General features: G+C 58.0%; 20 protein-coding genes. 12 read left to right on the forward strand and 8 right to left on the reverse strand.

What is annotated here, in order from left to right:
* Window positions 1-182: 182 nt before the first annotated feature.
* Together BZL43_RS03495 and pssA are read right to left on the reverse strand one after the other, a co-directional pair.
* On the reverse strand, window positions 183-1,199 hold the full coding sequence (locus tag BZL43_RS03495; RefSeq protein ID WP_095631013.1) for an AraC family transcriptional regulator: 1,017 nt from the start codon (window positions 1,197-1,199) through the stop codon (window positions 183-185).
* 78 nt (window positions 1,200-1,277) lie between these two features.
* Window positions 1,278-2,621: a CDP-diacylglycerol--serine O-phosphatidyltransferase gene (gene pssA, locus BZL43_RS03500; protein WP_095631014.1), complete on the reverse strand. Its 1,344-nt coding sequence runs from the start codon at window positions 2,619-2,621 to the stop codon at window positions 1,278-1,280.
* Window positions 2,622-2,837: 216 nt separating this feature from the next.
* Between pssA and BZL43_RS03505 the strand changes: the two genes are divergently transcribed.
* From BZL43_RS03505 to BZL43_RS03515, 3 genes are all read left to right on the forward strand, one after another.
* Window positions 2,838-3,401, forward strand: coding sequence for a TetR/AcrR family transcriptional regulator (locus BZL43_RS03505; protein ID WP_095631015.1), 564 nt, complete (start codon window positions 2,838-2,840; stop codon window positions 3,399-3,401).
* A gap of 55 nt (window positions 3,402-3,456) precedes the next feature.
* Window positions 3,457-3,933 carry a nuclear transport factor 2 family protein gene (locus tag BZL43_RS03510; RefSeq protein WP_095631016.1) on the forward strand — a complete coding sequence of 159 codons (477 nt, stop codon included), beginning with the start codon at window positions 3,457-3,459 and terminating at the stop codon, window positions 3,931-3,933.
* 200 nt (window positions 3,934-4,133) lie between these two features.
* Window positions 4,134-4,913 (forward strand): TSUP family transporter, encoded by a 780-nt coding sequence (locus tag BZL43_RS03515; RefSeq protein WP_095631017.1) that lies wholly within the window; start codon window positions 4,134-4,136, stop codon window positions 4,911-4,913.
* Here the strand turns inward: BZL43_RS03515 and nudC are convergent.
* The 4 genes from nudC to BZL43_RS03535 form a co-directional block, all read right to left on the reverse strand.
* Window positions 4,881-5,711 carry an NAD(+) diphosphatase gene (gene nudC, locus BZL43_RS03520; protein ID WP_095631018.1) on the reverse strand — a complete coding sequence of 277 codons (831 nt, stop codon included), beginning with the start codon at window positions 5,709-5,711 and terminating at the stop codon, window positions 4,881-4,883. The two genes, BZL43_RS03515 and nudC, sit on opposite strands and share 33 nt — an antisense overlap.
* Window positions 5,712-5,717: 6 nt before the next feature.
* Window positions 5,718-6,530: a crotonase/enoyl-CoA hydratase family protein gene (locus BZL43_RS03525; RefSeq protein ID WP_095631019.1), complete on the reverse strand. Its 813-nt coding sequence runs from the start codon at window positions 6,528-6,530 to the stop codon at window positions 5,718-5,720.
* 386 nt (window positions 6,531-6,916) lie between these two features.
* Complete coding sequence (locus BZL43_RS03530) at window positions 6,917-8,218, reverse strand: ATP-binding protein (protein WP_095631020.1); 1,302 nt, start codon at window positions 8,216-8,218, stop codon at window positions 6,917-6,919.
* Window positions 8,219-8,222: 4 nt separating this feature from the next.
* On the reverse strand, window positions 8,223-8,924 hold the full coding sequence (locus tag BZL43_RS03535) for a response regulator transcription factor (protein ID WP_095631021.1): 702 nt from the start codon (window positions 8,922-8,924) through the stop codon (window positions 8,223-8,225).
* Between the two features lie 277 nt (window positions 8,925-9,201).
* Between BZL43_RS03535 and BZL43_RS03540 the strand changes: the two genes are divergently transcribed.
* The 4 genes from BZL43_RS03540 to BZL43_RS03555 all read left to right on the forward strand — a co-directional run bounded on the left by BZL43_RS03540 (window position 9,202) and on the right by BZL43_RS03555 (window position 15,243).
* Window positions 9,202-10,359 (forward strand): efflux RND transporter periplasmic adaptor subunit, encoded by a 1,158-nt coding sequence (locus BZL43_RS03540; protein ID WP_095631022.1) that lies wholly within the window; start codon window positions 9,202-9,204, stop codon window positions 10,357-10,359.
* A gap of 15 nt (window positions 10,360-10,374) precedes the next feature.
* Window positions 10,375-13,473 carry an efflux RND transporter permease subunit gene (locus BZL43_RS03545; protein WP_095631023.1) on the forward strand — a complete coding sequence of 1,033 codons (3,099 nt, stop codon included), beginning with the start codon at window positions 10,375-10,377 and terminating at the stop codon, window positions 13,471-13,473.
* Window positions 13,474-13,646: 173 nt separating this feature from the next.
* A complete protein-coding gene (locus BZL43_RS03550; RefSeq protein WP_095631024.1) occupies window positions 13,647-14,288 on the forward strand; it encodes a DUF1345 domain-containing protein in 642 nt (213 codons plus the stop codon).
* Between the two features lie 103 nt (window positions 14,289-14,391).
* The gene (locus tag BZL43_RS03555; RefSeq protein WP_095631025.1) at window positions 14,392-15,243 is read left to right on the forward strand and encodes a hypothetical protein; all 852 of its coding nucleotides are present in this window, start codon (window positions 14,392-14,394) and stop codon (window positions 15,241-15,243) included.
* Between the two features lie 301 nt (window positions 15,244-15,544).
* Here the strand turns inward: BZL43_RS03555 and BZL43_RS03565 are convergent, their stop codons facing one another.
* Entirely contained in the window at window positions 15,545-17,587 is a 2,043-nt protein-coding gene (locus tag BZL43_RS03565) for an autotransporter outer membrane beta-barrel domain-containing protein (RefSeq protein ID WP_256582792.1), read from the reverse strand.
* A gap of 265 nt (window positions 17,588-17,852) precedes the next feature.
* Here BZL43_RS03565 and BZL43_RS28455 point away from each other — a divergent pair, with 265 nt between their 5' ends.
* Entirely contained in the window at window positions 17,853-18,098 is a 246-nt protein-coding gene (locus BZL43_RS28455) for a hypothetical protein (protein WP_256582793.1), read from the forward strand.
* A 215-nt stretch (window positions 18,099-18,313) separates the two neighbouring features.
* Here the strand turns inward: BZL43_RS28455 and BZL43_RS03570 are convergent, their stop codons facing one another.
* The gene (locus BZL43_RS03570) at window positions 18,314-21,187 is read right to left on the reverse strand and encodes a hypothetical protein (protein WP_177409306.1); all 2,874 of its coding nucleotides are present in this window, start codon (window positions 21,185-21,187) and stop codon (window positions 18,314-18,316) included.
* A 247-nt stretch (window positions 21,188-21,434) separates the two neighbouring features.
* Here BZL43_RS03570 and BZL43_RS03575 point away from each other — a divergent pair, with 247 nt between their 5' ends.
* From BZL43_RS03575 to BZL43_RS03590, 4 genes are all read left to right on the forward strand, one after another.
* Window positions 21,435-22,460 carry a LacI family DNA-binding transcriptional regulator gene (locus BZL43_RS03575; RefSeq protein WP_095631026.1) on the forward strand — a complete coding sequence of 342 codons (1,026 nt, stop codon included), beginning with the start codon at window positions 21,435-21,437 and terminating at the stop codon, window positions 22,458-22,460.
* Window positions 22,461-22,626: 166 nt separating this feature from the next.
* On the forward strand, window positions 22,627-23,409 hold the full coding sequence (locus tag BZL43_RS03580; RefSeq protein ID WP_095631027.1) for a sugar phosphate isomerase/epimerase: 783 nt from the start codon (window positions 22,627-22,629) through the stop codon (window positions 23,407-23,409).
* Window positions 23,402-24,388 (forward strand): sugar kinase, encoded by a 987-nt coding sequence (locus BZL43_RS03585; protein ID WP_095631028.1) that lies wholly within the window; start codon window positions 23,402-23,404, stop codon window positions 24,386-24,388. Before BZL43_RS03580 ends, BZL43_RS03585 begins: the two co-directional genes overlap by 8 nt.
* Window positions 24,389-24,489: 101 nt before the next feature.
* Window positions 24,490-25,776, forward strand: coding sequence for an MFS transporter (locus BZL43_RS03590; RefSeq protein WP_095631029.1), 1,287 nt, complete (start codon window positions 24,490-24,492; stop codon window positions 25,774-25,776).
* The last annotated feature ends 4 nt before the right edge of the window (window positions 25,777-25,780 follow it).

Genomic DNA, 25,780 nt, shown 5'->3' on the forward strand with positions numbered 1-25,780 from the left:
ATAGCTACGTTGTTCATGGCAATGATCTCCGATGAGCCCCCGGTGAAAGCTTAGTGGGCGATCACAGGGGGGGAGGCGGGGGTAGCCATTTCATTAGGTCCCGGATCGCCAAGTTCGCCACCGCCCCCGTAGGAGCGAGGCTTGCCCGCGAAGGCGCCAGACCAATCAGCACAAGGTCCGGATCAGTCGGCTTCGTTAAGAATCAAACTCCGATAATGCCCAGGATTGGACCCCGACCACTTGCGAAAGGCCTTGTAGAACGAGCTGGTGTCGGCAAACCCCAAACGGGTGGCGATTTCGGCGAAGCTGATGGCAGGCTCGGCCAGCCAGACGATCGCCAGCTCCTTGCGCACACTGTCTTTGAGCCCTTGATAAGTCTGGCCCTCTTCGGCCAGGCGGCGGCGCAGGGTCGAGGCGGACATGCACAATCGCTGCGCCAGCGCCTCGGTTTCCGGCCAGTGCTCGGCGGGCAATTGCCGCAAATTGTATTTGATTCGGCTGGCCAGGCTCTCGGGATCGCGGTATTTGACCAGGATATTCGCTGGCGCATGAGCGAGGAATCGCTTCAGTTCTTCAGGGCTGCGCTTGATCGGCAAGTCCAGGCAGTCAGCCGAGAAAATCATCCGCGTGCGCGGTCGGTCGAACCGCAGGTTCTCGGAGAACATCACCCGGTAGTCATCGCAAAAATCCGGCGCCGGACAACGCAGTTCGATGGCCAGGATCGGTATCCGCCGCCCCGCCAGCCAGCAGGCCACGCCATGCACGATCATCCAGTAAGTGAAGTAGGTAAAGGCGCGGCGCGGGTCTTCGTCGTCCTCCAGCAGGACGATTTCCGCCAGGCTTTGCTGGCGCACCAATTGCGCGGGCAAGCGCTCGAGCATCAACGACAGAAAGCTCAAGCCCGAGGTCAGCGCGGCGGACAGGGTCGGCTGAGCCATGGAGCAGCGACACAGAAACTCCAGACTGCCGGACTTGAGTTTGCGCGGGTCCATGCCAAAGAATTCATCGTCCCCGCGCCGGGCCAGCAAGCGCCACAGCCGTGCATAAGCAGTGGCAGGAACACGGGCGTCGCTGGTTTGCAGCAGCGCAGGATCGATGCCGACCTTATTCAACACCTCTGCGGTGGCAGCGCCCGGGGCGCAACTTTGCAACAGCGCTTCACGCACCAGTTGAACGGCGATGGTGTCTTTTTCCGACATTGACCGAGGCGAGCCTTGTTGTTTGAGTGGTGAGCATATTAACGCACAGGCACCACACCTGCCTCGCCGTGCGGGGACCTACAAAATCCGATACAACAACCGCTCGATCCGTACCCGGCTCACACGCTTGAGAAACTTGGCCACCCCCGCCGGATAATCCGGCAGCGTTTCCAGATCCTGATACCGCTCGATGCGGTGGGTGTGCAGGAAAATCTCCGCCAGCTCTTTGTCACGCGGCGCCAGTAATTCGCCTTTCGGATCATCGATCAGCAACGCGTTTTCCAGGTCGAGACGGAATGCACGCGGGTTGAGGTTGTTGCCGGTCAGCAAGGTGTAGCGCTGATCGATCCACATGCCCTTCAGGTGATAGGTGTTGTCATCATCTTTCCACAAATGTAGGTTCAGCCTGCCACTGTCGATGCTGCGCTGATGGCGCTTGGCGAAGCGTCGCAGGCTGATTTCGTAAAGGTAGGGCAGCGCCGCGATCACCTTGAACGGTTCGCTGGGCGGGATGTAGAAATCATTGGCGGTTTTGTCGCCGACGATGATGTCGATCTTCACCCCCCGCGCCAGCGCCCGGTTGATTTCCCGGGTTACGGCCAGCGGCAGGTTGAAGTACGGCGTGCAGATGGTCAGCTGATGCTGGGCGCTGGCAATCAGCTCGCAAATCACCCGACTCAACGGGTTGTTTTTGCCCACACCGAGCAATGGACTGACCGATAAACCGCCCTTCACCGTGCTGCCTGCCGTGGTGTCGTATGCCGCATGCTTTAAACGGCTGCGCAAATCGCCAATGTCGTGACGCAAGCTGCGGGTGGTCGGCAGGTTCGGCAGGTCGAGGCGATGCACCGCTTGGGAGGCGATCAGGCCGTGCTGAATCAGGTGCTGCATCGAATCGGCCAGCGCCTGATTCTGCAATAAGTGATAACGATCGAAGCGGTACTTGCCGAATTTATGCAGGTAAACATTGTTCAGGCTCGCGCCGCTGTAGAGCACGCAATCATCGATCACGAAGCCCTTCAAATGCAGCACGCCGAACAGTTCGCGAGTCTGCACCGGTACGCCGTACACCGGCACAACGCTTTCGTGGGTCCGGGTCATCTCCTGATACCAGGCCGCGTTGCCCGGCTGCTTGCCGGCACCGATCAAACCGCGTTGGGCGCGCAACCAGTCCACGACCACCACCACGTCCAGTTCCGGGCGCGCCAGTTTGGCGGCATGCAGGGCATCGAGAATTTCCTGCCCGGCCTCATCCTGTTGCAGGTACAGCGCGACGATATAGATGCGCCGGGTTGCCTGAGCGATTTGCTCCAGCAGGCAACGACGGAATTCGGCAGCGCCGGAAAGGATGGTGACGGCATCGGCGGTCAGCGGAAAACTGCGCAGTTTAGGCAGCAGAGAGCGTTTGAAAAGCGACGGCATAGGGCTCGCAAAGGGTCGAATCCGAAGAACCCGAGAGCTTACACCATGGATGGGTTTGGGTCTTGTTACTGTCTGTAATGGCCTCTTCGCGGTAAGCCTCGTTCCTGCGGTTGATTGCATTCCCCTGTAGGAGCGAGGCTTGCCCGCGAAGACAATCTCACAGCCACCAGAAATAATTTCTTGACCAAGGAGAACGATCATTCTACTGTTGGCCACATGAACGAAATCACTAGCAACGACACACGCGACATCATTCTGGATGTCACCGAAAAGTTGATCTACAAAAGTGGCATCGCGGCCACTGGCATGGATCTTCTGGTGAAAACCGCCGGCGTTTCCAGAAAAAGTATTTACCGCTACTTCGCCAACAAGGAGGAGCTTACCGTCGCGGCCCTGCAACGCCGTGATGTGCGCTGGATGCAGTGGTACCGAACGGAAGTCGGCAAGGCAAAAACCCCGGCCGAGCGGCTGCTCAACCTGTTTACCGTGCTCAGGACCTGGTTCGATTCCGAAGGCTTTCGCGGTTGCGCCTTCATTAACACCAGCGGCGAAACCGGCGATGCCCAAGACCCGGTTCGCCTGGTTGCCAAAGACCACAAACAGAAACTGCTCGACTACCTGTGCGAGCTCTGTACCGAACATGGCGCTACAGACCCGGAGACGCTGGCCAGACAGCTGCTGATCCTGATCGACGGTGCCATTACCGTAGCGCTTGTGATGGGTGATCACAGTGCCGCCGATAATGCGCAATGCATGGCGCGAAAGTTATTGGACCTGTAACACTTTAAATAAGCCGACAACTTGCTGGAACATTAATTTGATAGGGAGACTTGATATGTCTACTGCCGAAGTTCGTCCGCCATTGCCACCCTTTACCCGGGAATCGGCCATCGAAAAAGTTCGCCTGGCCGAAGATGGCTGGAACTCCCGCGACCCGGAACGGGTGTCGCTGGCCTATACCCTGGACACCCAGTGGCGTAACCGCGCCGAGTTCGCTCACAACCGCGAAGAAGCCAAAAGCTTTCTGACCCGTAAATGGGCCAAGGAATTGGACTACCGGCTGATCAAGGAGCTTTGGGCCCATGGCGACAACCGTATCGCCGTGCGTTATGCCTACGAATGGCATGACGATTCGGGCAACTGGTTCCGTTCCTACGGTAACGAGAACTGGGAGTTCGACGAGAACGGCTTGATGTTCAACCGTTACGCCTGCATCAACGACATGCCGATCAAGGAAAGCGAGCGCAAGTTCCACTGGCCGCTGGGTCGCCGACCGGATGATCACCCGGGCTTGTCCGATCTGGGTCTGTAACTTCACCTCACCTCGATGATCGTTCCCACGCTCCGCGTGGGAATGCATCCCATGACGCTCCGCGCCACATCCGAAGCGCACATACCGGCATTCCCACGTAAGGCGTGGGAACGATCGGCTGTATCAGGATAACTTTATGGGTAAGATACCGGCCTTCCCCCGCAGCCCATCTTCTGCGCCCTGCCGAATAAGCCGATTCCATGCCTTTCGAACTCAGCGTTGACCTCACTACCTTGGCCGTTCTGGCCCTCGTCGCTTTCATTGCCGGTTTTATCGATGCCATCGCTGGCGGTGGCGGTCTGTTGACCACCCCGGCGCTGCTGACCGCCGGCCTGCCGCCGCACTTGGTACTGGGCACTAACAAACTCAGTTCGACCTTCGGCTCGGCCACCGCCAGTTTCACCTTCTACCGGCGCAAACTGTTTCATCCACGGCAATGGATGCACGCCATTGTCGGTACGCTGGTGGGCGCACTCACCGGTGCCGTGGTCGCTCATTACCTGCCGGCGGAATGGCTGAACAAGATGCTGCCGGTGATCGTGTTCGCCTGCGGTCTGTACCTGTTGTTCGGCGGCACACCAAAGGCGCCACTGGACAGCGACGCACCGATCAAGAAGAAGTGGCAGTCGAGCCAGGGCTTCAGCCTCGGCTTCTACGACGGCGTGGCCGGTCCGGGAACGGGGGCGTTCTGGACCGTCAGCAGCCTGCTGCTCTACCCCATCGACCTGGTCAAGGCCAGTGGCGTGGCACGCAGCATGAACTTCGTCAGCAACATCGCGGCGCTGTCGGTGTTCATCTTTTCCGGACAGGTGGACTGGATCATCGGCCTGAGCATGGGCCTGTCGGTGATGGTCGGCGCCTTCTTCGGGGCGCGCACCGCCATCAGCGGCGGTGCGAAATTCATTCGCCCTGTGTTCATCACCGTGGTACTCGGCCTGACCGTCCGGTTAGCCTGGCAGCACTGGTTCAGCGTGGCCTAAGCGCCGCGCCACATAGACGTCGATAAGGTAACGGGCAATCGAGCGCGACGCCGGCAACGGCGGCAGCTCATGCACGTTGAACCACTGGGCGTCTTCGATCTCGTCCTCCTGACAGACAATCTCGCCACCGGCGTACTCGGCATGAAAACCGAGCATCATCGAATGCGGGAACGGCCAGCACTGACTGCCCATGTACTGGATGTTCTTGACCTCGATCTGCACCTCTTCGCGGACCTCGCGAATCAGGCAATCCTCGGCCGATTCACCCGGCTCGGCAAACCCCGCCAGCGTGCTGTAGACCCCGGTGACAAAACGCGGCGAGCGAGCCAGCAGAACCTCGTCGCCACGGGTCACCAGCACAATCATGCTCGGTGAAATGCGCGGATAGTGGCGAATATCACAGGGTTCACAGTACATCGCTCGCTCACGGGGCACCTGGTTCATCACCTGCCCGCAATTGCCACAAAAACGGTGTTCACGGGCCCATGTACCGATTTGCGCCGCGTAGCCAAGCACCTTGTAGACGGTGTGATCGTCCTCGAGCATGAACGCTCGCAAGCCTTTCCAGTTACAGCCTGGCACGTCGCTGTGACTACGCAGCTCCAGCAAGTAGACCGGTTCGCCATCCAGAAGACCAATGCCATGCTCGCCGAGAATCGACAGGTCCTGGCGCTTGAGCCATTCGCGCGGAAACAGCGCGCCATTGTCATCGAACAAAAAACCTTCAGGGCTGCGCGCCACGGCCCAGCCGCCGGGTTGATCGGTGTCCAGTACTGCGGTGGTCCAGCGTGAAATCATGGTTAATCAATCCAGAAATTCGGGTTTCTGTTTGCTCAAATGGGCGGCCATGGCCACGCGCAGATCGGTGGATTGCAGCATGGCGGCGTTCCAGGTAGCGACGTATTCGAGGCCGTCGTCGATGCGATGGTCACGCATGTAGCTGATCATTTCCTTGGTGCCGGCGACGGCAATCGGCGACTTGCTGGCGATCTCGCGGGCAATGCCCATCACACCTTCAAGCAGGCTGACGGTGTCGCTGTAGACGCGGTTGACCAAGCCGATGGAACGCGCTTCGTCGGCGCCAAAGGTGCGACCAGTGTAAGCCAGTTCACGCAGCATGCCGTCACCGATTATCCGTGGTAAGCGTTGCAAAGTGCCTACATCGGCCGCCATGCCGAGGTCGATTTCCTTGATGGAAAATTGCGCATCCTGGGCCGCGTAACGCATGTCGCAGGCTGAAATCAGGTCGATGGCGCCACCCAGGCAATAACCCTGAATCGCCGCCAGCACCGGCTTGCGGCAGTTGTCGACGGCATTGAACGAAGCTTGCAGCCTGAGGACCGTGCGCCGCAGGATACGTGCATTGCGCCCGACATCCTTGCCCAACTCGTTGGCCACGCCGGCGAGCATCATCAGGTCGATCCCGGAAGAAAAATGCTTGCCGGCACCGCCGAGCACCACCACCCGGACTTCATCGGTGTCGTCGATCCACCGGAAAATTTCGATGATCTCGCTCCAGAACGCGGCGTTCATCGAATTGATCTTTTCCGGACGATTGATCTGCACATGGGCGATGTTATCGGCCAGTTCGACGCTGAAGGCGGTGTATTGAGACATGGCAGTGATCCTTTACCGGGTAGAAAACGAGGCCCGAACTATAACAAGGCATCCGTACTGGCAGTAAGGCTGCGGTTCGGCCAAATGCGGGACTGTTCCGGGTTCTGTGGTGTCTGCACCGGTCTCTTCGCGGGCAAGCCTCGCTCCTACGGGTTATGTGTCGGTCGCACGTTATGTATCCGACACCATTCCCCTGTAGGAGCGAGGCTTGCCCGAAGCTGAACGCTCACCAAGACTGGTAATTCTTGTGGCGAGGGGGCTTGCCCCCGTTGGGTCGCGAAGCGGCCCCTTGCATTTCTTCAGTCACATCACGGGGGACAGGATTGGCGACTGCTTCGCAGCCGAACGCGGGCAAGCCCCCTCGCCACAGGGGACGGTGAAAGAATTCAAACAAGTGTCGGCAACCAAAGCCGAAACCGCGCGCCCCCCAGCGGCGAAGCTTGCACGGTGAGTGTGCCGCTCTGTGCTTCCAGCGCCCGGCGGCTGATCGCCAGCCCCAGACCAAACCCGCCAGTGGCGCGGTCCCGGCTGCGGTCCAGCCGATAAAACGGCTCGAAAATCCGCTCCCGCTCTTCTTCCGGAATGCCGATACCATCGTCATCCACCCAGATCTCACAGCCTTTGGGACACACCTGCACGCCGATCTGAATCCGTTTTTCGCAGTACCGCATGGCGTTGCGCAGCAGGTTCTGGATCGCCCGCGCGGTCAAGCGCGGGTCCAGTGAGAAGCGTTCGAGCTGGCCGTTGAGCAGCACATCGATGACGATTTGCGGTGATTCAAGTTCTTCGTCGACGCTGCCCAAAATGCTGTCGATAAACTCATCCAGCGACACATCGACCTGTTCCGGCAGTTGCCCCGGGTTTTGCAAACGGCTGTAAGACAGCAACTCCAGCACCAGCTCATCCAGCTCTCGAATGTGCGCGACCAGGCCTTGCAGGCGTTCGCGGCTGGTGGCCGGCAAGTCATCGGACAGCGCCAGGGCCAGGCCGAAATCCAGCCGCGTCAGTGGCGTGCGCAACTCATGGGACACGGCGTTGAGCAGATCGCGTTGCTGGTTGAGCAAGTTTTCGATGTCGCCGGCCATGGTGTCGAAAACATTGGCCAGGTTGCCGATGTTGGAGCTGGGGGAAATCTGTGTGCGCTCGCTCAGGTGTCCCCTGCCAAAACGTTCGGCGGTACTTTTGAGGCGCTCCAGGTCGCGCCAGTGAGGGCGCAACCACAGCAACAGACAGGCAAGCATGGTCGCGCCGATCAGCACGTTGATGCTCCAGTACAACCAGCTGACGTCCGTCGGGTCCGGCGGCACGACCATCTTGACGACCAGTTTCTCGTTCAGCGGTGCCACGGCCAAGGTACGCCAGCCCCAATCACCGATGCGCACGACGTTTTCCCCGCGCTGCAAGCGCGCACGTTCATCCAGCGTAAATTCGGCATCATTGTTCCGGGCCAACACAATGTTCAGCGGCTGGAATTCCTTGTCCATTTCGTCTGCCAGCGCCGGCCACTGCTCAGTAGGCACCGCGCGAAACTGCTTGACGATCAGCGTTTGCAAACCTCGGGAATAATCGAGGTTGTAGGTGACAAAACGCTCATGGAACACCTGGATCACCAGGTCCGGCACCAGGTAGATCGCCGCGCTGAACGAGACGATAGTCACCAGGTAGAGGCGAAACAGGATTCTGAACATCGACTCAGCATTCCCACTCGGAGCGGCTGAACAGGTAGCCTTTGCCCCACACGGTCTTGATCTTGCGTGCCTCGCCAGCGTGATCGTCGAATTTGCGCCGCAGCTTGGAGATGGCGACATCCACCGAGCGGTCGGTGCCGTTGAATTCGATACCGCGCAAGCGTTGCAGAATCTGGTCGCGGCTCAGTACTTCGCCGGCATGCCGGGCCAGCACCACCAGCAAGTTGTATTCACCGCTGGACAGTTCGACCGGTTGCTCGCGCCAGGTCACGGTGCGCTCGGACAGGTCGATGCACAGATTGCCCATCAGAATGCGGTCGTTGGCGGTCATCGGTTCGCTGAGGCTGCTTCGGCGCAGCAACGTGCGTACCCTGGCCAGCAAAACGCGTGGTTCGCATGGTTTGGTGACGTAATCGTCGGCCCCCATTTCCAGGCCCAACACTTGATCGTGGCTGTCGTCGCGAGCGGTGAGCATCAGGATCGGCAAAGTCGCCGAATCGGCGCGCAGCAAGCGGCAGACCTGCAAACCGTCGAGCCCCGGCAGCATCAGGTCGAGAATCACCAGGTCCGGAGGATTGAGCCGCGCCCGTTCGCGCACATGATCGCCACGGCTGATCACGCTGACGCAATAACCGTTGCGCTCCAGGTAGCTGGCAATCAGTTCCGAAAGCGCGGAGTCGTCTTCGACCAGGAGGATGTTGGGCATGGGGTGTTTCCAGAAAGTGCTGTGGTGACCATTAGGGCCTCTTCGCGGGCAAGCCTCGTTCCTACAGGGTTGCGGTTGGTCGGCGGATTGGCGTCCGGCACAAATCCTGTAGGAGCGAGGCTTGCCCGCGATCGAGCGCGAAGCGGCCGCCAAGGATATACGCCCTCACGCCCGCGTGAGCAAAACCCTTACACAATTTCACACAGCGCCTACAAAGCTTCACCGCTACCCTCGTCGGCCCCCCGTAGGATAAGGGGGTCAATATTGGGGTGTTTACATGTCAAAGAATCTGCTTGCCCGGCTCAGCCTGATTGCACTGGCGTTGATGCTGAGTGCTTGTGATCAGTCCTCGACCGCCGAAGAACAGGCGCCGCTGGCCACCGTGCGGGTTGAAACCGTCGAAGCCCGGCCGCTGTCGATCAGCAGCGAACTGAGCGGGCGGATTGTCGCACCCCGCATTGCCGAAGTGCGCGCCCGTGTGGCCGGCGTGGTATTGCAGCAGGCCTTCCGTGAAGGCAGCGACGTTAAAAAAGGCGACGTTCTCTTCCGCATCGACCCCGCACCGTTCAAGGCTGACCTGGACAGCGCCGAAGCCGCGCTGCGAAAGGCCGAAGCCAATGCATTCCAGGCCAGATTGCAAGAACAGCGTTACGCCCAGTTGATCGAAGGCAATGCCATCAGCGGTCAGGATTACGACAACGCCCGGGCCAATGCCCGGCAGACCGCCGCCGATGTCGCCGCCAACAAAGCTGCCGTGGAGCGGGCGAAACTGAACCTGGGTTATGCCACCGTCACCGCGCCGATTTCCGGGCGCATCGGTCGCGCACTCGTGACCGAAGGCGCGCTGGTCGGGCAGAACGAAACTACGCCGCTGGCATTGATTCAGCAGTTGAACCCGATCCACGCCGACCTGACGCAATCGACCCGTGAACTCAACGATCTGCGCCGAGCGTTCCGTTCCGGTCAATTAATGGAAGTGGGCCAAGGTCAGGCCAAAGCCACCTTGATTCAGGACGACGGCAGCCTCTACCCGCTGCCGGGCAAATTGCTGTTCACCGACATCACCGTCGACCCGGGCACTGGTCAGATCATCCTGCGCAGCGAGTTCCCCAACCCGGACCTCGACTTGTTGCCGGGCAGCTTCGTGCGCGTGCGCCTGGAGCAAGCGTTCAATCAGCAAGGCATCAGCGTGCCGCAACGGGCTATCCAGCGTGACAGTGCCGGCATCGCCCAAGTGCTGGTGCTCGACGCCGAACAGCGCATTGGCCAGCAACCGGTCGAACTGGGCGCGGTGCAGAACGATCGCTGGATCGTCACCCACGGCCTCAAACCCGGCGACCGCATCGTCACTGAAGGCCTGCAACATGCGCGCCCCGGTGAAAAAGTCCAGGTAGATAACACCCCTCTTCCCCTTGCCCAGGTTTCTGGTCAGTAAGCAGGATGCTTTTTTATGCCGCAGTTCTTTATCGACCGTCCGGTGTTCGCCTGGGTGATCGCCTTGTTCATCCTGCTGGCCGGTGCGCTGGCCATTGTGCAGTTGCCGGTGGCGCAGTACCCGAACGTTGCGCCGCCAAAAGTCGAAATCTATGCCACCTACCCCGGCGCCTCGGCGCAGACCGTGGACGAAAGCGTGGTCAGCCTGATCGAGGAAGAGCTCAACGGCGCCGACCATCTGCTGTACTTCGAATCCCAGAGCAGCCTCGGCAGCGCGACCATCACCGCAACGTTCCAGCCGGGCACTGACCCGGAAATGGCGCAGGTCGATGTGCAAAACCGCCTCAAAGTGGTCGAGTCGCGTTTGCCGCAAGCGGTCACTCAGCAAGGCTTGCAGGTGGAGAAAGTCTCCGCCGGTTTCCTGTTGCTGATCACCCTCACCTCCAGCGATGGCAAGCTCGACGACGTGGCGCTCAGCGATTACCTCGCGCGCAATGTGATGAACGAGATCAAGCGTCTGGACGGCGTCGGCAAGGCCCAGTTGTACGGTGCCGAACGAGCGATGCGGATCTGGATCGACCCGCGCAAGCTGATCGGGTTCAACCTGACCCCGGCCGATGTCAACGCCGCCATCGTTGCGCAGAATGCTCAGGTTTCGGCGGGCAGCATCGGCGACTTGCCGACCCGCACCACCCAGGAAATCACCGCGACCATTCTGGTCAAAGGTCAGCTGTCGACACCTGAGGAATTCGCCGACATCGTGCTCAAAGCCAATCCGGACGGTTCAACTGTGCGCATCGGTGATGTGGCGCGGGTCGAGATCGGCAGCCAGGAATATCAATTTTCCACGCGCCTGAACGGCAAACCGTCGACCGCCGTCAGCGTGCAACTGTCGCCAGGCGCCAATGCCCTGAACACCGCGACGCTGGTGCGGGCGAAGATGGACGAACTGGCGCGCTACTTCCCGGCCGGGGTGGAATACAAGATTCCGTATGACACCTCGCCTTTCGTCAAAGTCTCGATTACCAAAGTGGTCTACACCCTCCTCGAGGCGATGGTGCTGGTGTTTGCGGTGATGTTCCTGTTCCTGCAAAACATACGCTACACGCTGATTCCGACGCTGGTGGTGCCGGTGGCGTTGATGGGCACTTTCGCGACCATGCTCGCGCTGGGCTTCTCGATCAACGTGCTGACCATGTTCGGCATGGTGCTGGCCATCGGCATTCTGGTGGATGACGCGATTGTGGTGGTGGAGAACGTCGAGCGGATCATGGCCACCGAAGGCCTGTCGCCCAAGGACGCGACGCGCAAGGCGATGAAGCAGATCACCGGGGCGATCATCGGTATTACCCTGGTGCTGGTGGCGGTGTTCATTCCGATGGCGTTCATGCAGGGCTCGGTCGGGGTGATTTACCAGCAGTTCTCGCTCTCCATGGCCACGTCGATTCTGTTCTCGGCATTCCTCGCCCTGACTTTGACTCCGGCCCTGTGTGCAACCCTGCTCAAGCCAATTGCCAAGGGTGAACACCACGCCAAGGGCGGTTTCTTCGGCTGGTTCAACCGGCACTTCGAACAACTGACCGAGCGTTATCAGGGCTGGGTCGCCTATGCGCTGAAACGCACCGGTCGTTATCTGTTGATCTACGGTGTGCTGCTGGTCGGCCTGGGCCTGTGTTTCATTCGCCTGCCCTCCTCGTTCCTGCCGGTGGAAGACCAGGGTTACACCATCACCGACATTCAACTGCCACCCGGCGCGAGCAAGAATCGCACGGTGCAGGTGGTCGAGCAGATCGAAGCGCACAACGCCACCGAATCAGGCGTCGGCGACAGCACGGTGATTCTCGGTTTCAGCTTTTCCGGCAGCGGGCAGAACGCCGCGCTGGCGTTTACCACGCTCAAGGACTGGTCGGATCGGGGCAGTGACGACTCGGCGAGCTCGATTGCCGACCGCGCCAACATCGCGCTCAGTCAGATCAAGGATGCCATGGCCTTTGCGGTCTTGCCGCCGCCGGTCGATGGCCTCGGCACTTCCAGTGGTTTCGAGTTCCGCCTGCAAGACCGTGGCGGCCTGGGCCATGCCACGCTGATGCAGGCGCGCAGCCAATTACTGGCCGCCGCCGAGAAGAGCCCGGTCCTGATGAACGTGCGCGAAAGCGCCCTCGCCGAAGCACCGCAGGTACAACTGGAAGTGGACCGCAAGCAAGCCAACGCCTTGGGCATTTCCTTTGCCGATATCGGTAACGTGCTGTCCACCGCCGTAGGTTCGGCCTACATCAATGACTTCCCCAACCAGGGGCGGATGCAGCGAGTGGTGGTCCAGGCTGAAGGCGATCAGCGCAGTCAGGTCGACGACCTGCTGAAGATTCATGTACGCAACAACGGCGAGAAGATGGTGCCGTTGTCGGCTTTCGTTCGGGCCAACTGGACCCAGGGCCCGGCGCAATTAACCCGTTACAACGGCTACCCGGCCATCAGCATTTCCGGCGAACCGGCGCCCGGTTACAGCACCGGCGAAGCCATGGCGGAAATCGAACGGCTGGTGGCGCAAGGCCCGGCGGGGTTGGGTCAGGAATGGACCGGGTTATCGTTGCAGGAGCGTTTGTCCGGCAGTCAGGCTCCAATTCTGCTTGGGCTGTCGCTGCTGATCGTGTTCCTGTGCCTGGCGGCGCTGTATGAGAGTTGGTCGATTCCGACCTCGGTATTGCTGGTGGTGCCGCTGGGTGTACTCGGTGCGGTATTGGCCGTGACGTTGCGCGGGATGCCCAACGATGTGTTTTTCAAGGTCGGGCTGGTCACCATTATCGGTCTGTCGGCGAAAAACGCGATCCTGATCATTGAATTCGCCAAGAGCTTGTACGACGAAGGTCACGACCTGATCGACGCCACCCTGCAAGCCGCGCGCCTGCGCCTGCGGCCGATTGTCATGACGTCGCTGGCATTCATCCTTGGCGTGGTACCGCTGGCAATCGCCACCGGGGCTAGCTCGGCGAGCCAGCAAGCCATTGGCACCGGCGTAATCGGCGGGATGATCACCGCGACCCTGGCAGTGGTATTTGTCCCAGTCTTCTTCGTCGTGGTGATGAAGCTCGTACGCAAGCGCCACAAAAACATCTAAGCCACAACACATCCCCTGTAGGAGCGAGGCTTGCCCGCGAAGACGGTGCGTCAGTCGACATCAATGTTGAATGTGACGGCCTCTTCGCGGGCAAGCCTCGCTCCTACGAGGGATTATCGTTGTGGTCACAACCTGGGCTAAGGTATTTAGACACCCAGGCCCATCGAGTTCCCATGCCCCTGCTCGCCCGCACCCACCCACGCCTGTCCGCCGCGGCCACATTCGGCCTCGCGGTCGGCATTCTGGCCCCCGCCGACTCGATCATCAGCAAAATCCTCATTGGCTGGAACACCGGGGTCTGGACGTATCTGGTGCTGATGCTCTGGCTCACCATGCGGGCCAAGGCCCCGGACGTGAAACGCATTGCCGAAGTCGAAGATGAAAACGCCGGTCTGGTGTTGCTGCTGGTGAGCATCGCGGCGCTGGCCAGCCTCGCCACCATCACTTTCGAACTCGCCGGCAGCCGGGATCTGGAAACCACCGGCAAACTGCTGCGTTATGGCGTCACGGCGTTGACGGTAATCGGATCGTGGCTGCTGATCGGAGTGATTTTCAGCGTGCACTATGCAAGGTTGTATTACACTTGGGACGGCAAGGAACCGGCGCTGCGTTTTGCCGAGGGCCTGACAACGCCCAATTACTGGGACTTTCTGTACTTCTCGTTCACCATCGGCGTGGCGGTGCAGACGGCCGACGTCGGCGTGGCGACGCGGGATTTGCGCAAGATCGTGCTGGCGCAATCGTTAATCGGATTTGTGTTCAATACGGCGATTCTGGGGTTTTCGATCAATATTGCGGCGGGGTTGTTTGGTTGACCTGTCAACTCTGATAGTTATCGGGCTTTTTTATTGCGAGTACTCTGTGCTTTCACTGCTCATAGTGAATCTCAACATCGGCCCAAGGCCAAGGAGCACTGCGATGAATAATGGAACCCCCCACAATACCACCGGCACCATGTCGGCTAACGTCAGCTATTACAACGAAAACTTTGTCGCAAATAGCAAGTTCGCGATCGTGAAGTACTCTGACAGATTCTTTCTGCAGGCTTGCATGGCGTTTGAAGGTGTTAGCCAATATATCGATTTCTGGATTCCCGCTAACATTCCCGGTGACGGTTCCATAATTGAACTGTCATTGGCTGCAAATGGCGGCAATCTCGCATCCTACAGCCGATTCCCGGACGGTGTCGCTTTACGTGCGAGGAGCGGCAGACTTCTAATGAAATATGACTGGCAAACAAAAAGGATGGAGGGCAACTTCAGTTTTGAAATCCAAAACGGTTCCACTATCGTACAAATCAGCGATGGCACTTTCGATTTGACCGGTATTGTCGACGGGGTCAGCAACTCTTCCATTTATGGCGTCGGTACATTCACAGCCTACAGTGATCAATTGGGCAGCTTCGAGGCCCAAGAGGTCAGCATTGAACTCAAGGATAGATCCCACGTCGGTCTCCCGAATTACTGGCAGATCATTGGCCGAATGGAGAAGCCTGAGTTTCCCCATCCACAAAGGTCACATATTGCACTTCAAGTTGTGGAACATGTTGAAACCAAAATACATACACTGGGAAACAACCCGGATGCATGGGCCAGTTATTTTCAGGAACCCGATGTAGGTATTATCCCTGCTGTTAACGGGACGCTGGAATTCACCACCCTTCCCAATACCGGGCACACTGAAGGCAGATTGGACGCGGATTTCCGGACCGCTGAGAACGTCCTTATACATGTCAGCGGCATTTTTGACATCAAACAGGCAAAACGCTGATCCGTGAACCGCGCCGAAAACCGGCAGAGCAGACACGCACTGCCCGTGCCGGCATGGCAATTATCCGGGCGTTATCGAGCAAGATGATTTTTGCTGGGGTGCTTTCAACCCCAATCAGAAATCGGCATGGGGGACGGCCTTCATAGGCCGCTCCCCTGCCATACCCTCCCGGGTCCGCACCGCACTTGCAACAACGCTTGCTGGATCGAGCGGGCGGTGACCGTCGGAATACCCAACTCGCGTTCGCCGCCGTCAGGTTTGGAAGGACTACGCGTCGTACCGGACTGGGCCGGTACTTACATCAAAAGAAATAGCTCACTCTCAAACTACCGCTCCAGTCCTGACTGACTGTGGTGCCTTTACTGCCACCCACCTGACCGGAAACCTGCCAATTACGTTGAGCCGGAGTCCACTTCAAACCCGCCCCATACTCAATCGAGCTACTGGCGCGGTCATCATCGAAACTGTCGTCATTGATCTTGACCTCATTGCTTTTCACAAACTCGTGATTGACCGCCGTCATCAGGCTGGGCTCCACCAGGCTGCCATTATCGAGGATGATGACTCGCCCGCCTTTGACCCCCACTTTGCCCTGCACTGAACGCATGGTGTCGCTTTTCACTTCCAGGCCATTGTCGAGCCGGTACTTGTCGCTTTGAGTAACGCCGGTCGATAGCTGCACTTGAGGTTCGACAAAGTAGTCGTTTTTCAAACGAATATGCTTGCCCACCGCAACCGAGCCGCTGGCGCCCAAGGCTTTGTAATCGCCCTTGGTGCGTGTGCCATCGCTCATGGTGACTTTGGCCTTGTTATCGAACTGATTGATCTTGGCCATGACATTGACGAACACCCCGCTCTCAACGTCGAAGGTGCTGCCGTAGACACCGGCATTCAGACTGTCAACAGTGGCGCTGGAGCCGTATTTGAGGTCCATTTTGGTGTGGCTGGTCCCGACGAATCCGCCCAACACCCACAACCTGCCGCCCAGGTCCACCGTTGTGTCGGCGCCGCCAGTAATACCCGTCTGGTTCTGGGTGTATCCATCACCGTAGGCGTTATCGACGTTGTACTGATTGCCGTAAGTGCGAACCCAGACACTGTTGCTGAGATTTTTCACCGAGCTGTCGTTCATCGCGCGCATCGATGCTTCGGGTCGGACGCTCATGCTGCGATCACCCAACTGATCGCTGAGCATGGCCATTTCAGCATTCAGCACACTGCGTGCGCTGCCTGCCAGAGCCAGTGCCGTATTGGCCGAGGTACTGACTGTTTCCTTGTCCGGGTTCAGGTACAAGCCCTGGCCTTCCTTCGCCAGTCTGTAGACAAACGTACCCGCATCCACTGTTTCGCGATTGCCCAACGAGAAGCTCGCATCACCGGAAGCGATATTACCGACCTTCACCGCCTCGGCAGTTACCGGATTGGTACCCGTTGCGGAAATTTGCAGTTGATGTTGTCCGCTGGCGTTGCCCGTCACGTTCAGGAAGTCGGTGTTGCCGTTGCCCAGGTCGGTGCCCATTACAAAGGTACCGTTACCGGAAAGATCGCCCACATTCAGTTGCTGGAACTGTTCGTTGGTGCCCATCTGAACCACGCCGCCATTCAGGGCAAGACGCTGGGCGTTGCTGTCTGCGGTCATCACCCATTGAGCTGCGTTGCTGATATTCAGGTTGCCTGAATTGTTGATCTGACCGGTCAGCAGCGAGCCGTTGTCCAGCTGCACGCTGCCATTGGTGTCGGTGGTCACGTCACCGGTCATGCTGCTGCCATTGTTCAATGACAAGCTGAAGACATCCTCGACATTGCCGTTGATCACCGATCCGTTGTCGAGACTGACCGTGGCTCCGGTGCCTGCAACCGCCAACACATTGCCGTTCAAGGTACTACGGGTATCGAGATTAACCTGAGTGACGTTCTGCAAATTGCCGTCAAGGGAGGCCGCGTTTTGCATCAGCAGCGCAACAGTGCTGCCGGTATCGGCGATGACATTGCCACTCACGTTGCTTGCATCGACTTTAAGGTTGGCCGTGGAACGATTGGTCGCTTGCAACAATGTGCCGTTGCCGCCGATCAGTTCGGAACCAGCGAGAACATTGATGTTGGCGGCGGTTCCGGCACTGCCGGACGAACCCAGCACGATCGCCGACCCTGTACCGCCCGTTACGCGAGTGCTGTTGAGCGTAACAGTGCTGGCATTGACGCCCGTGCTGTCAGTAACGATTTGCAGGCCATCCTGCCCGCCAGAAATGGTGCTGCCTGTCGACGAGAGTGTTGCGCCGCCCAATTGCACACCGTAGCTGGTTGCACCGGTGCCAAGTACGGTTGAATTTTCGAGATTCAACACCGCAAAACCAACGGCATTCGCGCCTCCCGGAACGCCGGTGATTACGCTATTGCCAGTAACCGTCGCACTGGACGACGTCGGAGTATTGATGTCACGTCCCAACAGAAGCCCAAAACTATTGGTGCTCGTGATGATGCTGCTATCAATAGTGGCAGAACTGTCGCTAAGCGAAATGGCGCCTCTTCCCGATGCGCTGTTTACTGTTGCACCTGTCAGTGCAAGCCTGGATCCCTCACGGGCATCGACCCGCTGACTCTGACCACCGTTGAAAATGACACTGGCGTTTTGTGAAAAGATCGTCAGTGCTTCGGCATTATCGACCGTCAGTATTCCGCCTTGGGATACCGACCATGCTTCTGGCGCAGGTGGATTGGTTACGGTCGCGTTCTCACCGGGCAAGAGTATCCTGCCGTACACCGCAGGGGCGCACAGCATGATGGCGGCGAATAGAAATCCGGTTGTTTTGCAGCGTTTGAAGCTCGATAGAAGTGGCATGAGGGTTCCCTATTAATGCTCCAATTCGAAAGCGAGCTTTCTTGCACCAAGAAATACCGCCCCCAAAAACGTCCGACAGACTAATCACCAATCTGCAAGTTAGATGTAGGAATAGTCCTCACCCCTGCCGGATTTATCTTCAAACTGAGCGGGATTTTTGGATGTTGATCTTCCACAGAACATCAAAAGCGCGGGGAGAACAATCTCCCCGGCGATTGACCTCATTGAATATTAAACAGCAGCAGGAACAGGTAACCGGTCACAGTACTCACTGCTGGAAGTAATGGAGTCCAGCGGCATGATGATCGGCTCGGAAGTTTGTGTGCCACCTATATCGGCCGTATACCAGTACTTGCCAAAAGCTTTCGTACCTGTCACCGGCTGCGCCGCCTTGAAATTATCAGCTTCGCCAACTGCACCGAGATTTCCCATGAAAGAGATTTCAGGCTTACCGGTCCGAGCAGGTGTAACTACGAGTTTTACAGCCGCTTTGATGGTATAGGGAGCCGAGGCCTCGGTACGTAGAATCAAGTCGGTACCTTCGGGGTCTCTGTAGGCAGCAAAATGTACGGTGATTACTTTTCCTATTGGCAAATTGATTAGATCTTCGGGAATCAAAACCCCCAACTGCCAGGTGGTCGTGGCATTAATCATTGCAAAGCAATCAATTTGATTTTTGAGTTCCGGATTACGCACTTTCACGGCCGGTGCCAGCAAATCGATTTTTTTACCACTGACCGTCACAGTTTTCGGACTGGAACTAATTACGTTTTTGTCGATTCCCGATTTCTGGCGCGTCCAGCGGGCCGGCACTGTTGGGGTCGGTAGCGCGGCGATGATAAGAGCGGAAATGGTGACAGAAAATTCAATGGCAGTGGCGTCACCAAAGGGCGAAAAGTCCCCCACGAGTTGATTATTAAGATAACACTTGGCCGTTTCACCGGATGTAATGGGCGGATCAGTCAGGGCAAGGGTCACTGTAAATTTACCTGGTTTGTCGCGATCGCCAGGTAGCAGTTGGTCTGTCGTATTAGAGGCCCCGGTCACCACGGGCAAAGCGAAAGCCGGGTTTGTCAAATCAGGCAATTCCGGATAAATCCCTCCTGAAGGGTAGAGATTCGTTGTGAAAAAAAACGCCGGAGAGCGAAATAAGTCCATGCCCCGGACGAGATCAAAATAGACTTTTATTTGTTTATCGCTTTGCGCCGTGCCATAGATTTCATTAAGTTGCGAGTAAGTAACAGTGAATGGCACATCCGCATCTGCAAGCGGTTGAGTACCAATTTCCACAAAAATCGTTGGATCGTTCGGATCTTCTATAGTTAGAGTGATCTCATCGCCCGGCTCGGCGTTGTCAATGGATGCACGCTCGACAATTGCAGTCAGGCCTGCAATGTTATCAAGATAGATCGTGGTCGTTGCGTTCGGATCAGTGAACGGCACCAGAGGTGCTTTGTTCAATTTCGGATCAAGTGCAAGCCCCAAAGTCAAAACGGCGGCAGGCGTAGAGCTCGCGCTTCTGTTGCCAGGAAGGTCTGTCCAGAAATAATGGATCATGACCCGCCCGTTCGGCAGTTTCCGCAGTTCAGTGCTCTGCACCGTAAATGCACCGGTGGCGTCCACCATGCCTTTGAACACCTGTATGCTCACGCCGGCTGATGTCAAATGAACTTCAAGGTCATCATCGAGCCGACGTAATGGATAACCGACATTCACGGTGAATTTCAGTTCCGCATTCGCGGGATCTTTCATCCATGCCTCATTAACAAGCCTTTGAGCATCCGCTGGGGCATTGGTAAACGTTGGGGCAGGCGTCGGAGGATTTTTGATGCGCGACGGATACTTGACCTCGAACGGCGCGGTACGGTCAATATTGAACGTTACGATGTTCGAAGGGTCATCGGTACCGCCGCCGCCCTTGTAGACAATCAGTTGCACTTGATAAGGAGTCGGCGTGGCCGGCTGCGCGTCCTCGACAAACATATCTGTCGGAACCTTGATCTCAATCGCAGCCGGATCACGGCCCGCGATCGGTCCCAGTGGAATAAATCCCTGCAACAACTCTAAGCTGCCAGTCCCTTTCGCAAAGTACACATCTACTTCGTCGGCATCATCTTCTTCAGTGAAGCGAGCCAACTTGAAAGTTAATTCCCCCGACTCCAGAACACTGATAGCAATAGACTCATCAGCCAACTTGTCGATGTTGACCGATGTAGCCAAAACACCGAACGGTTCTTGACCGAGACTTTCAGGGCGAGGCCTTGGTTGCCGTACAATCTTTTCTTGAGCTGTCATTTTTATTTCTCCATCGTTAAGGCCGGACGGGCCACTTTCACCAGGTGTTACTCTGTCAATTTTCACTAAGCCTTTGTTTGACTCCGCAATGAGTCGCCCGCCCCTGAACAATTGGCAAATCACAACGGCCGAATCATCATTGAATAAGAGACTTATATGCGACAGAAATGGCACCACATGATCAAATCCGTTTGTTATATCTGCAGCGGAGAGCGGTTTATCCCAAACACCGTAAGTCCCCGGGACCTCTGGCCCACTGCCGTTGAGACTGCTGTATCCCCGCCAGTGGATTTTTGCAACATCGCCGGGCACAGCGATGTTTATAAAAGCGGGAATTACAACCGTGGCGCCATTTGTCAGAGGAGGATCCGTATTGTTATTCAGATAACCCCAAAGTGTGGCATGCCGAAACCGGGGTTCTGCCAAAGTTAAAGGTGGCCTGTGATCGATGGTCAGTTGTCTTTCCGGTGAAGGGTCATCGGTACCGCCCGAACCTTTCCAGATTTTGTAATACAGGAATGCGATGCCGTCAGTTGCCAAGTGTAGTGCTGTCAAATCGAAATACAAGAACGGGACGGTCAGAGGCGCTGGATAAAACTCCGTGTAGAGCCTGCGCTCCACACCGTTCTGACGCAATACCACCCACAGTTCATCGTTAGGTACCGGATCAATCCAATACGGAATAACGATACGAGTCCCCATAATCAGAAAGTCGCGGGGAATATGTCCGGTCGGATCGTTGTCGTCGACGCCCTCCACTGAAAGCGGCTTTGCCAATACGCCTGCATTTCGTGATTGATAAAATGTCATCGAGGTCATTCTTCTATCACCGACTCATACAAAACATTCGAAAGGCTTTTTTTTTAAACTTGCTGTCCAGTCGAGGGAATTAGGCGCGTCAACGTGGTTATTTCCAACTGTCAGATCTGACAGGTTTTGCTACCGTCTGTCGGATATAGTGACTTTTTACCCTGCAGCCGGAAGCATCTTCACTTGACGCGACCAAAGAGACTGGTGTTAGCTGAAACCGGTTTCAGATAACAAGAAGACTCAGACTTTGAACGATTTCTCAGCCGCCCAACGCAGCCGCGTGACCATGCTTGACGTCGCCGAACACGCGGGCGTGTCCAAGGCCAGCGTCTCGCGGTTCATCGGCGACGACCGCGCCCTGCTCTCCGATGCCATTGCCCTGCGCATCGAGCAGGCGATCAGCGAACTGGGCTATCGCCCGAACCAGATGGCCCGCGGCCTAAAACGTGGGCGCACGCGTCTGATCGGCATGCTGGTGGCCGATATCCGTAACCCTTATTCGATTGCCGTGATGCACGGGGTGGAAACCGCATGCCGTCAGCACGGTTACAGCCTGGTGGTGTGCAATACCGATCGCGATGATGAGCAAGAGCGTCAACACCTGGCGTTGCTGCGCTCGTACAACATCGAAGGCCTGATCGTGAACACCCTCGGCCACCACCTGGATGAGTTGCATGAACTTCATCAGGAAATGCCTATGGTGCTGGTGGATCGCAAGGTCGAGCAGCTCGAGAGCGATCTGGTGGGGCTGGATAATCCGGCCGCTGTCGAGATGGCCATTGCCCACCTTGAAGAACGCGGTTATCGCGATGTGTTGTTGGTCACCGAACCTTATGACGGCACCAGTTCGCGGATCGAACGGGTCAGCAGTTTCAAGGCGCAGATCGAGCGGCGTCCGGCGCTCTCCGGCGCGGTAGTTGAAACTGGCGACGATCTGACCGCTCGTTTGAAACATTTTCTGAAGACGCCTGGTCGCGGGCCGAAAGCGCTGTTTTGCGCCAACGGTATCGCCGCACTGGCCAGCACCCATTCGTTGCGTGAGTTGCAGTGCAACCTGTTCGAGGATGTCGGGCTGATTGCCCTGGATGATCTGGATTGGTATCCGTTGGTGGGCAGCGGGATTACCGCGCTGGCCCAGCCGACGACCGAGATTGGCGCGAGTGCGTTCGAGTGTTTGCTCAAGCGGCTGCGTGGGGATGACGGGCCGGTGCGGAACCTGGATTTTTCGGCGCGGTTGATAGTGCGGGGGTCGACTCTTGGAAATCTTCGGTGAATGTTCGGGCCTCTTCGCGGGCAAGCCTCGCTCCTACGGGTCTTGTGAACACCACAGATCCCTGTAGGAGCGAGGCTTGCCCGCGAAGAGTCCCCAAAGACCACCCCGCAACTCACATCAATATTTTTTTGACCAAAAATGAAACCGGTTTCAGAGGTGAATAACAATGAACAAACCACCCGTTTCCATCAGTCTGTCCAGCTACGGCGCCGACCTCGTCCGCCAACGAGGCCAAGGCAGTTTTGTCGAGGTTTTGTCCGCCGCCGGCGCCACCCACATTGAATGGCGCGAAGAGCTGCTGACGCTCGAAGACCCTGCGCATTTGGCTGCTGCCACGCAATCCCGGGGCCTGGAAAGTGTGTATTCCTCACCGATGGAATTGTGGCTGGCCGGGCAGTCGGCCCCCAATCCTGAACTGGTCCCGACCCTGAAGCGAGCCGAGTCATTCGGCGCCCAATGGCTGAAAGTCTCCCTGGGCTATTTCACCGACAACAACGATCTGCAAACGCTGGCGCTGCAGTTGCAACAGAGCGCGGTGCAGTTGCTGGTGGAGAACGATCAGACCTTGCACGGTGGCCGCATCGAACCGTTCCAGCGCTTCTTCGCCGAAGTGGAACAGCACGAGCTGCCGATCAAAATGACTTTCGATATCGGCAACTGGCAATGGCAGGATCAGTCCGCCACCAACGCCGCACGGCTGCTTGGTCGATACGTCGGCTATGTGCATTGCAAAGCCGTGGCGCGCCGGGCCGACGGCAAACGGGTCGCGGTGCCGCCGGCCGCCAGCGACTTGCGTCTGTGGAGCCAACTGCTGCAGCACATGGATCAAGGCGTGATGCGCGCGGCGGAGTATCCGCTGCAAGGCGATGATCTGGTGCAGTTGACCACCGAGCACGTCGCCACCCTCGCCCGCCTCGGTCAATCCCGTCTGGAGCCCGCTCATGTCTGAGATCGATATTCTGTCGTTCGGTGAAACCATGGCGATGTTCGTCGCCGAACAGAACGGAGATCTGGCTGACGTAGGCCAGTTCCACAAACGCATTGCCGGAGCCGACAGTAATGTCGCCATTGGTTTGTCGCGGTTGGGGTTTAACGTCACCTGGCTGAGCCGGGTTGGCGCGGACTCGTTGGGTCGGTTCGTGATCGATACGCTGGAGAAAGAAGGCCTGGATTGCAGCCACGTTGAGATTGACCCGGCGCACCCTACCGGTTTTCAGCTCAAGTCCCGTAGCGACGATGGCAGCGATCCGGTTGTCGAGTACTTCCGGCGCGGCTCGGCGGCCAGTCATTTGTCGGTACAGACCATTGCACCGCAACTGCTCGAGGCCAGGCACTTGCACGCCACGGGCATTCCCCCGGCGCTGTCTGCGTCGGCCCGGGAAATGTCTTTGGAGCTGATGACCCGCATGCGCAATGCCGGGCGCAGCGTGTCGTTCGACCCCAACCTGCGCCCGAGTCTATGGGCCAGCGAACAACAGATGATCGGCGAGATCAACCGTCTCGCCGCCCTCGCCCATTGGGTGCTGCCGGGTTTGAGCGAAGGACGTTTACTGACCGGCTTCGAAGCCCCCGCCGACATTGCGGCGTTTTATCTCGACCAAGGCGCTGAAGCCGTGGCGATCAAACTCGGGCCGGCCGGTGCGTATTACCGAACCCATCTGAATGAAGGCTTCGTTGCAGGCGTGCCGGTGGCAACGGTGGTCGATACGGTCGGCGCCGGTGACGGGTTTGCCGTCGGCCTGATCAGCGCCCTGCTGGAAAACCACAGCGTTGCCCAAGCGGTGCAACGTGCCAACTGGATCGGTAGCCGCGCGGTGCAGAGCCGTGGGGATATGGAGGGATTGCCGACCCGAGCTGAAATGGACGCTGAATTTGAGGCCGCCTTCGCGGGCAAGCCTCGCGCCTACAGGTCTTGCGCGGTCCCGTAGGAACGAGGCTTGCCCGCGAAGAGGCCATAACAGTCACTGCAAAAAGTTGATTCACCCCCGTTACCTGCTGCGACAAAAACAACAAGCTCAGGAGCATCACTATGAAAACCGCAACACTGGCCACCCGCCGCTGGTGGTACATCATGCCGATCGTGTTCATCACCTACAGCCTGGCGTATCTGGACCGCGCCAATTATGGATTTGCCGCCGCCTCCGGAATGGCGGCGGACCTGATGATTACCCCCGGGCTGTCGTCCCTGCTCGGCGCGCTGTTCTTCCTTGGTTATTTTTTCTTCCAGATTCCGGGCGCGATCTATGCCCAGAAGCACAGCGTGAAGAAGCTGATTTTCATCAGCCTGATCCTCTGGGGCAGCCTGGCGACCTTGACTGGCGTTGTCTCCAACGCCTACTGGCTGATCGTGATTCGCTTCATGCTTGGCGTGGTCGAAGCGGCCGTGATGCCGGCGATGCTGGTGTACCTGTGTCATTGGTTCACCCGTGCCGAACGTTCGCGCGCCAATACTTTCCTGATCCTTGGTAACCCGGTGACCATGCTCTGGATGTCGGTGGTCTCAGGCTACCTGATCGAGCATTTCAGCTGGCGCTGGATGTTCATCATCGAAGGCTTGCCGGCGGTGCTGTGGGCGTTTATCTGGTGGCGGCTGGCCGATGATCGTCCGGCCCAGGCCAAGTGGCTGAGCGAGCAGGAAAAGCAGGATCTGGAAAGCGCCCTGGCCGCCGAACAGGTTGGCATCAAAGCGGTGAAAAACTACGCCGAAGCCTTCCGCTCGCCAAAAGTGATCATCCTTGCCTTGCAGTTTTTCTGCTGGAGCATCGGCGTCTACGGTTTCGTGTTGTGGCTGCCATCGATTCTCAAGGCCGGCGCGCAGATGGACATGATCGAAGCCGGTTGGCTGTCGGCGTTGCCCTACCTGGCCGCAGTGATCGGCATGCTGCTGGTATCCTGGGGCTCGGACAAGCTGCAAAAACGCAAGCGCTTCGTCTGGCCACCGCTGTTGATCGCCTCGATTGCGTTCTATGGCTCCTACGTTTTGGGCGCGGAACATTTCTGGTGGTCCTACACGCTGCTGGTGATCGCCGGCGCCTGCATGTACGCCCCGTACGGGCCGTTTTTTGCCATCGTCCCGGAAATCCTCCCGGCCAACGTCGCCGGTGGGGCCATGGCGTTGATCAACAGCATGGGCGCACTCGGTTCGTTTGGTGGCTCTTATCTGGTGGGTTACCTGAACAGCTCCACCGGATCGCCCGGCGCTTCCTATTTGCTGATGAGCGGCGCGTTGCTGCTGTCAGTGGTGCTGACGATTTTCCTCAAGCCCGGTGCCAGTGACCGGGTCGCTGTGCGCCGGCCGATGGCGGCTCATTCCTGAATGG

This window comes from Pseudomonas sp. PICF141 (assembly GCF_002286815.1).
In the GTDB taxonomy this organism is placed as follows: domain Bacteria; phylum Pseudomonadota; class Gammaproteobacteria; order Pseudomonadales; family Pseudomonadaceae; genus Aquipseudomonas.

Coding starts and splice junctions, on each gene's coding strand:
- BZL43_RS03580 (WP_095631027.1), top strand. CDS start 22,627: ATGAACAAACCACCCGTTTCCATCAGTCTGTCCAGCTACGGCGCCGAC.
- BZL43_RS03535 (WP_095631021.1), bottom strand. CDS start 8,924: ATGCCCAACATCCTCCTGGTCGAAGACGACTCCGCGCTTTCGGAACTG.
- BZL43_RS03585 (WP_095631028.1), top strand. CDS start 23,402: ATGTCTGAGATCGATATTCTGTCGTTCGGTGAAACCATGGCGATGTTC.
- BZL43_RS03510 (WP_095631016.1), top strand. CDS start 3,457: ATGTCTACTGCCGAAGTTCGTCCGCCATTGCCACCCTTTACCCGGGAA.
- BZL43_RS03550 (WP_095631024.1), top strand. CDS start 13,647: ATGCCCCTGCTCGCCCGCACCCACCCACGCCTGTCCGCCGCGGCCACA.
- pssA (WP_095631014.1), bottom strand. CDS start 2,621: ATGCCGTCGCTTTTCAAACGCTCTCTGCTGCCTAAACTGCGCAGTTTT.
- nudC (WP_095631018.1), bottom strand. CDS start 5,711: ATGATTTCACGCTGGACCACCGCAGTACTGGACACCGATCAACCCGGC.
- BZL43_RS03570 (WP_177409306.1), bottom strand. CDS start 21,187: ATGACATTTTATCAATCACGAAATGCAGGCGTATTGGCAAAGCCGCTT.
- BZL43_RS03555 (WP_095631025.1), top strand. CDS start 14,392: ATGAATAATGGAACCCCCCACAATACCACCGGCACCATGTCGGCTAAC.
- BZL43_RS03540 (WP_095631022.1), top strand. CDS start 9,202: ATGTCAAAGAATCTGCTTGCCCGGCTCAGCCTGATTGCACTGGCGTTG.
- BZL43_RS03515 (WP_095631017.1), top strand. CDS start 4,134: ATGCCTTTCGAACTCAGCGTTGACCTCACTACCTTGGCCGTTCTGGCC.
- BZL43_RS03545 (WP_095631023.1), top strand. CDS start 10,375: ATGCCGCAGTTCTTTATCGACCGTCCGGTGTTCGCCTGGGTGATCGCC.
- BZL43_RS03505 (WP_095631015.1), top strand. CDS start 2,838: ATGAACGAAATCACTAGCAACGACACACGCGACATCATTCTGGATGTC.
- BZL43_RS03495 (WP_095631013.1), bottom strand. CDS start 1,199: ATGTCGGAAAAAGACACCATCGCCGTTCAACTGGTGCGTGAAGCGCTG.
- BZL43_RS03530 (WP_095631020.1), bottom strand. CDS start 8,218: ATGTTCAGAATCCTGTTTCGCCTCTACCTGGTGACTATCGTCTCGTTC.
- BZL43_RS03525 (WP_095631019.1), bottom strand. CDS start 6,530: ATGTCTCAATACACCGCCTTCAGCGTCGAACTGGCCGATAACATCGCC.
- BZL43_RS03590 (WP_095631029.1), top strand. CDS start 24,490: ATGAAAACCGCAACACTGGCCACCCGCCGCTGGTGGTACATCATGCCG.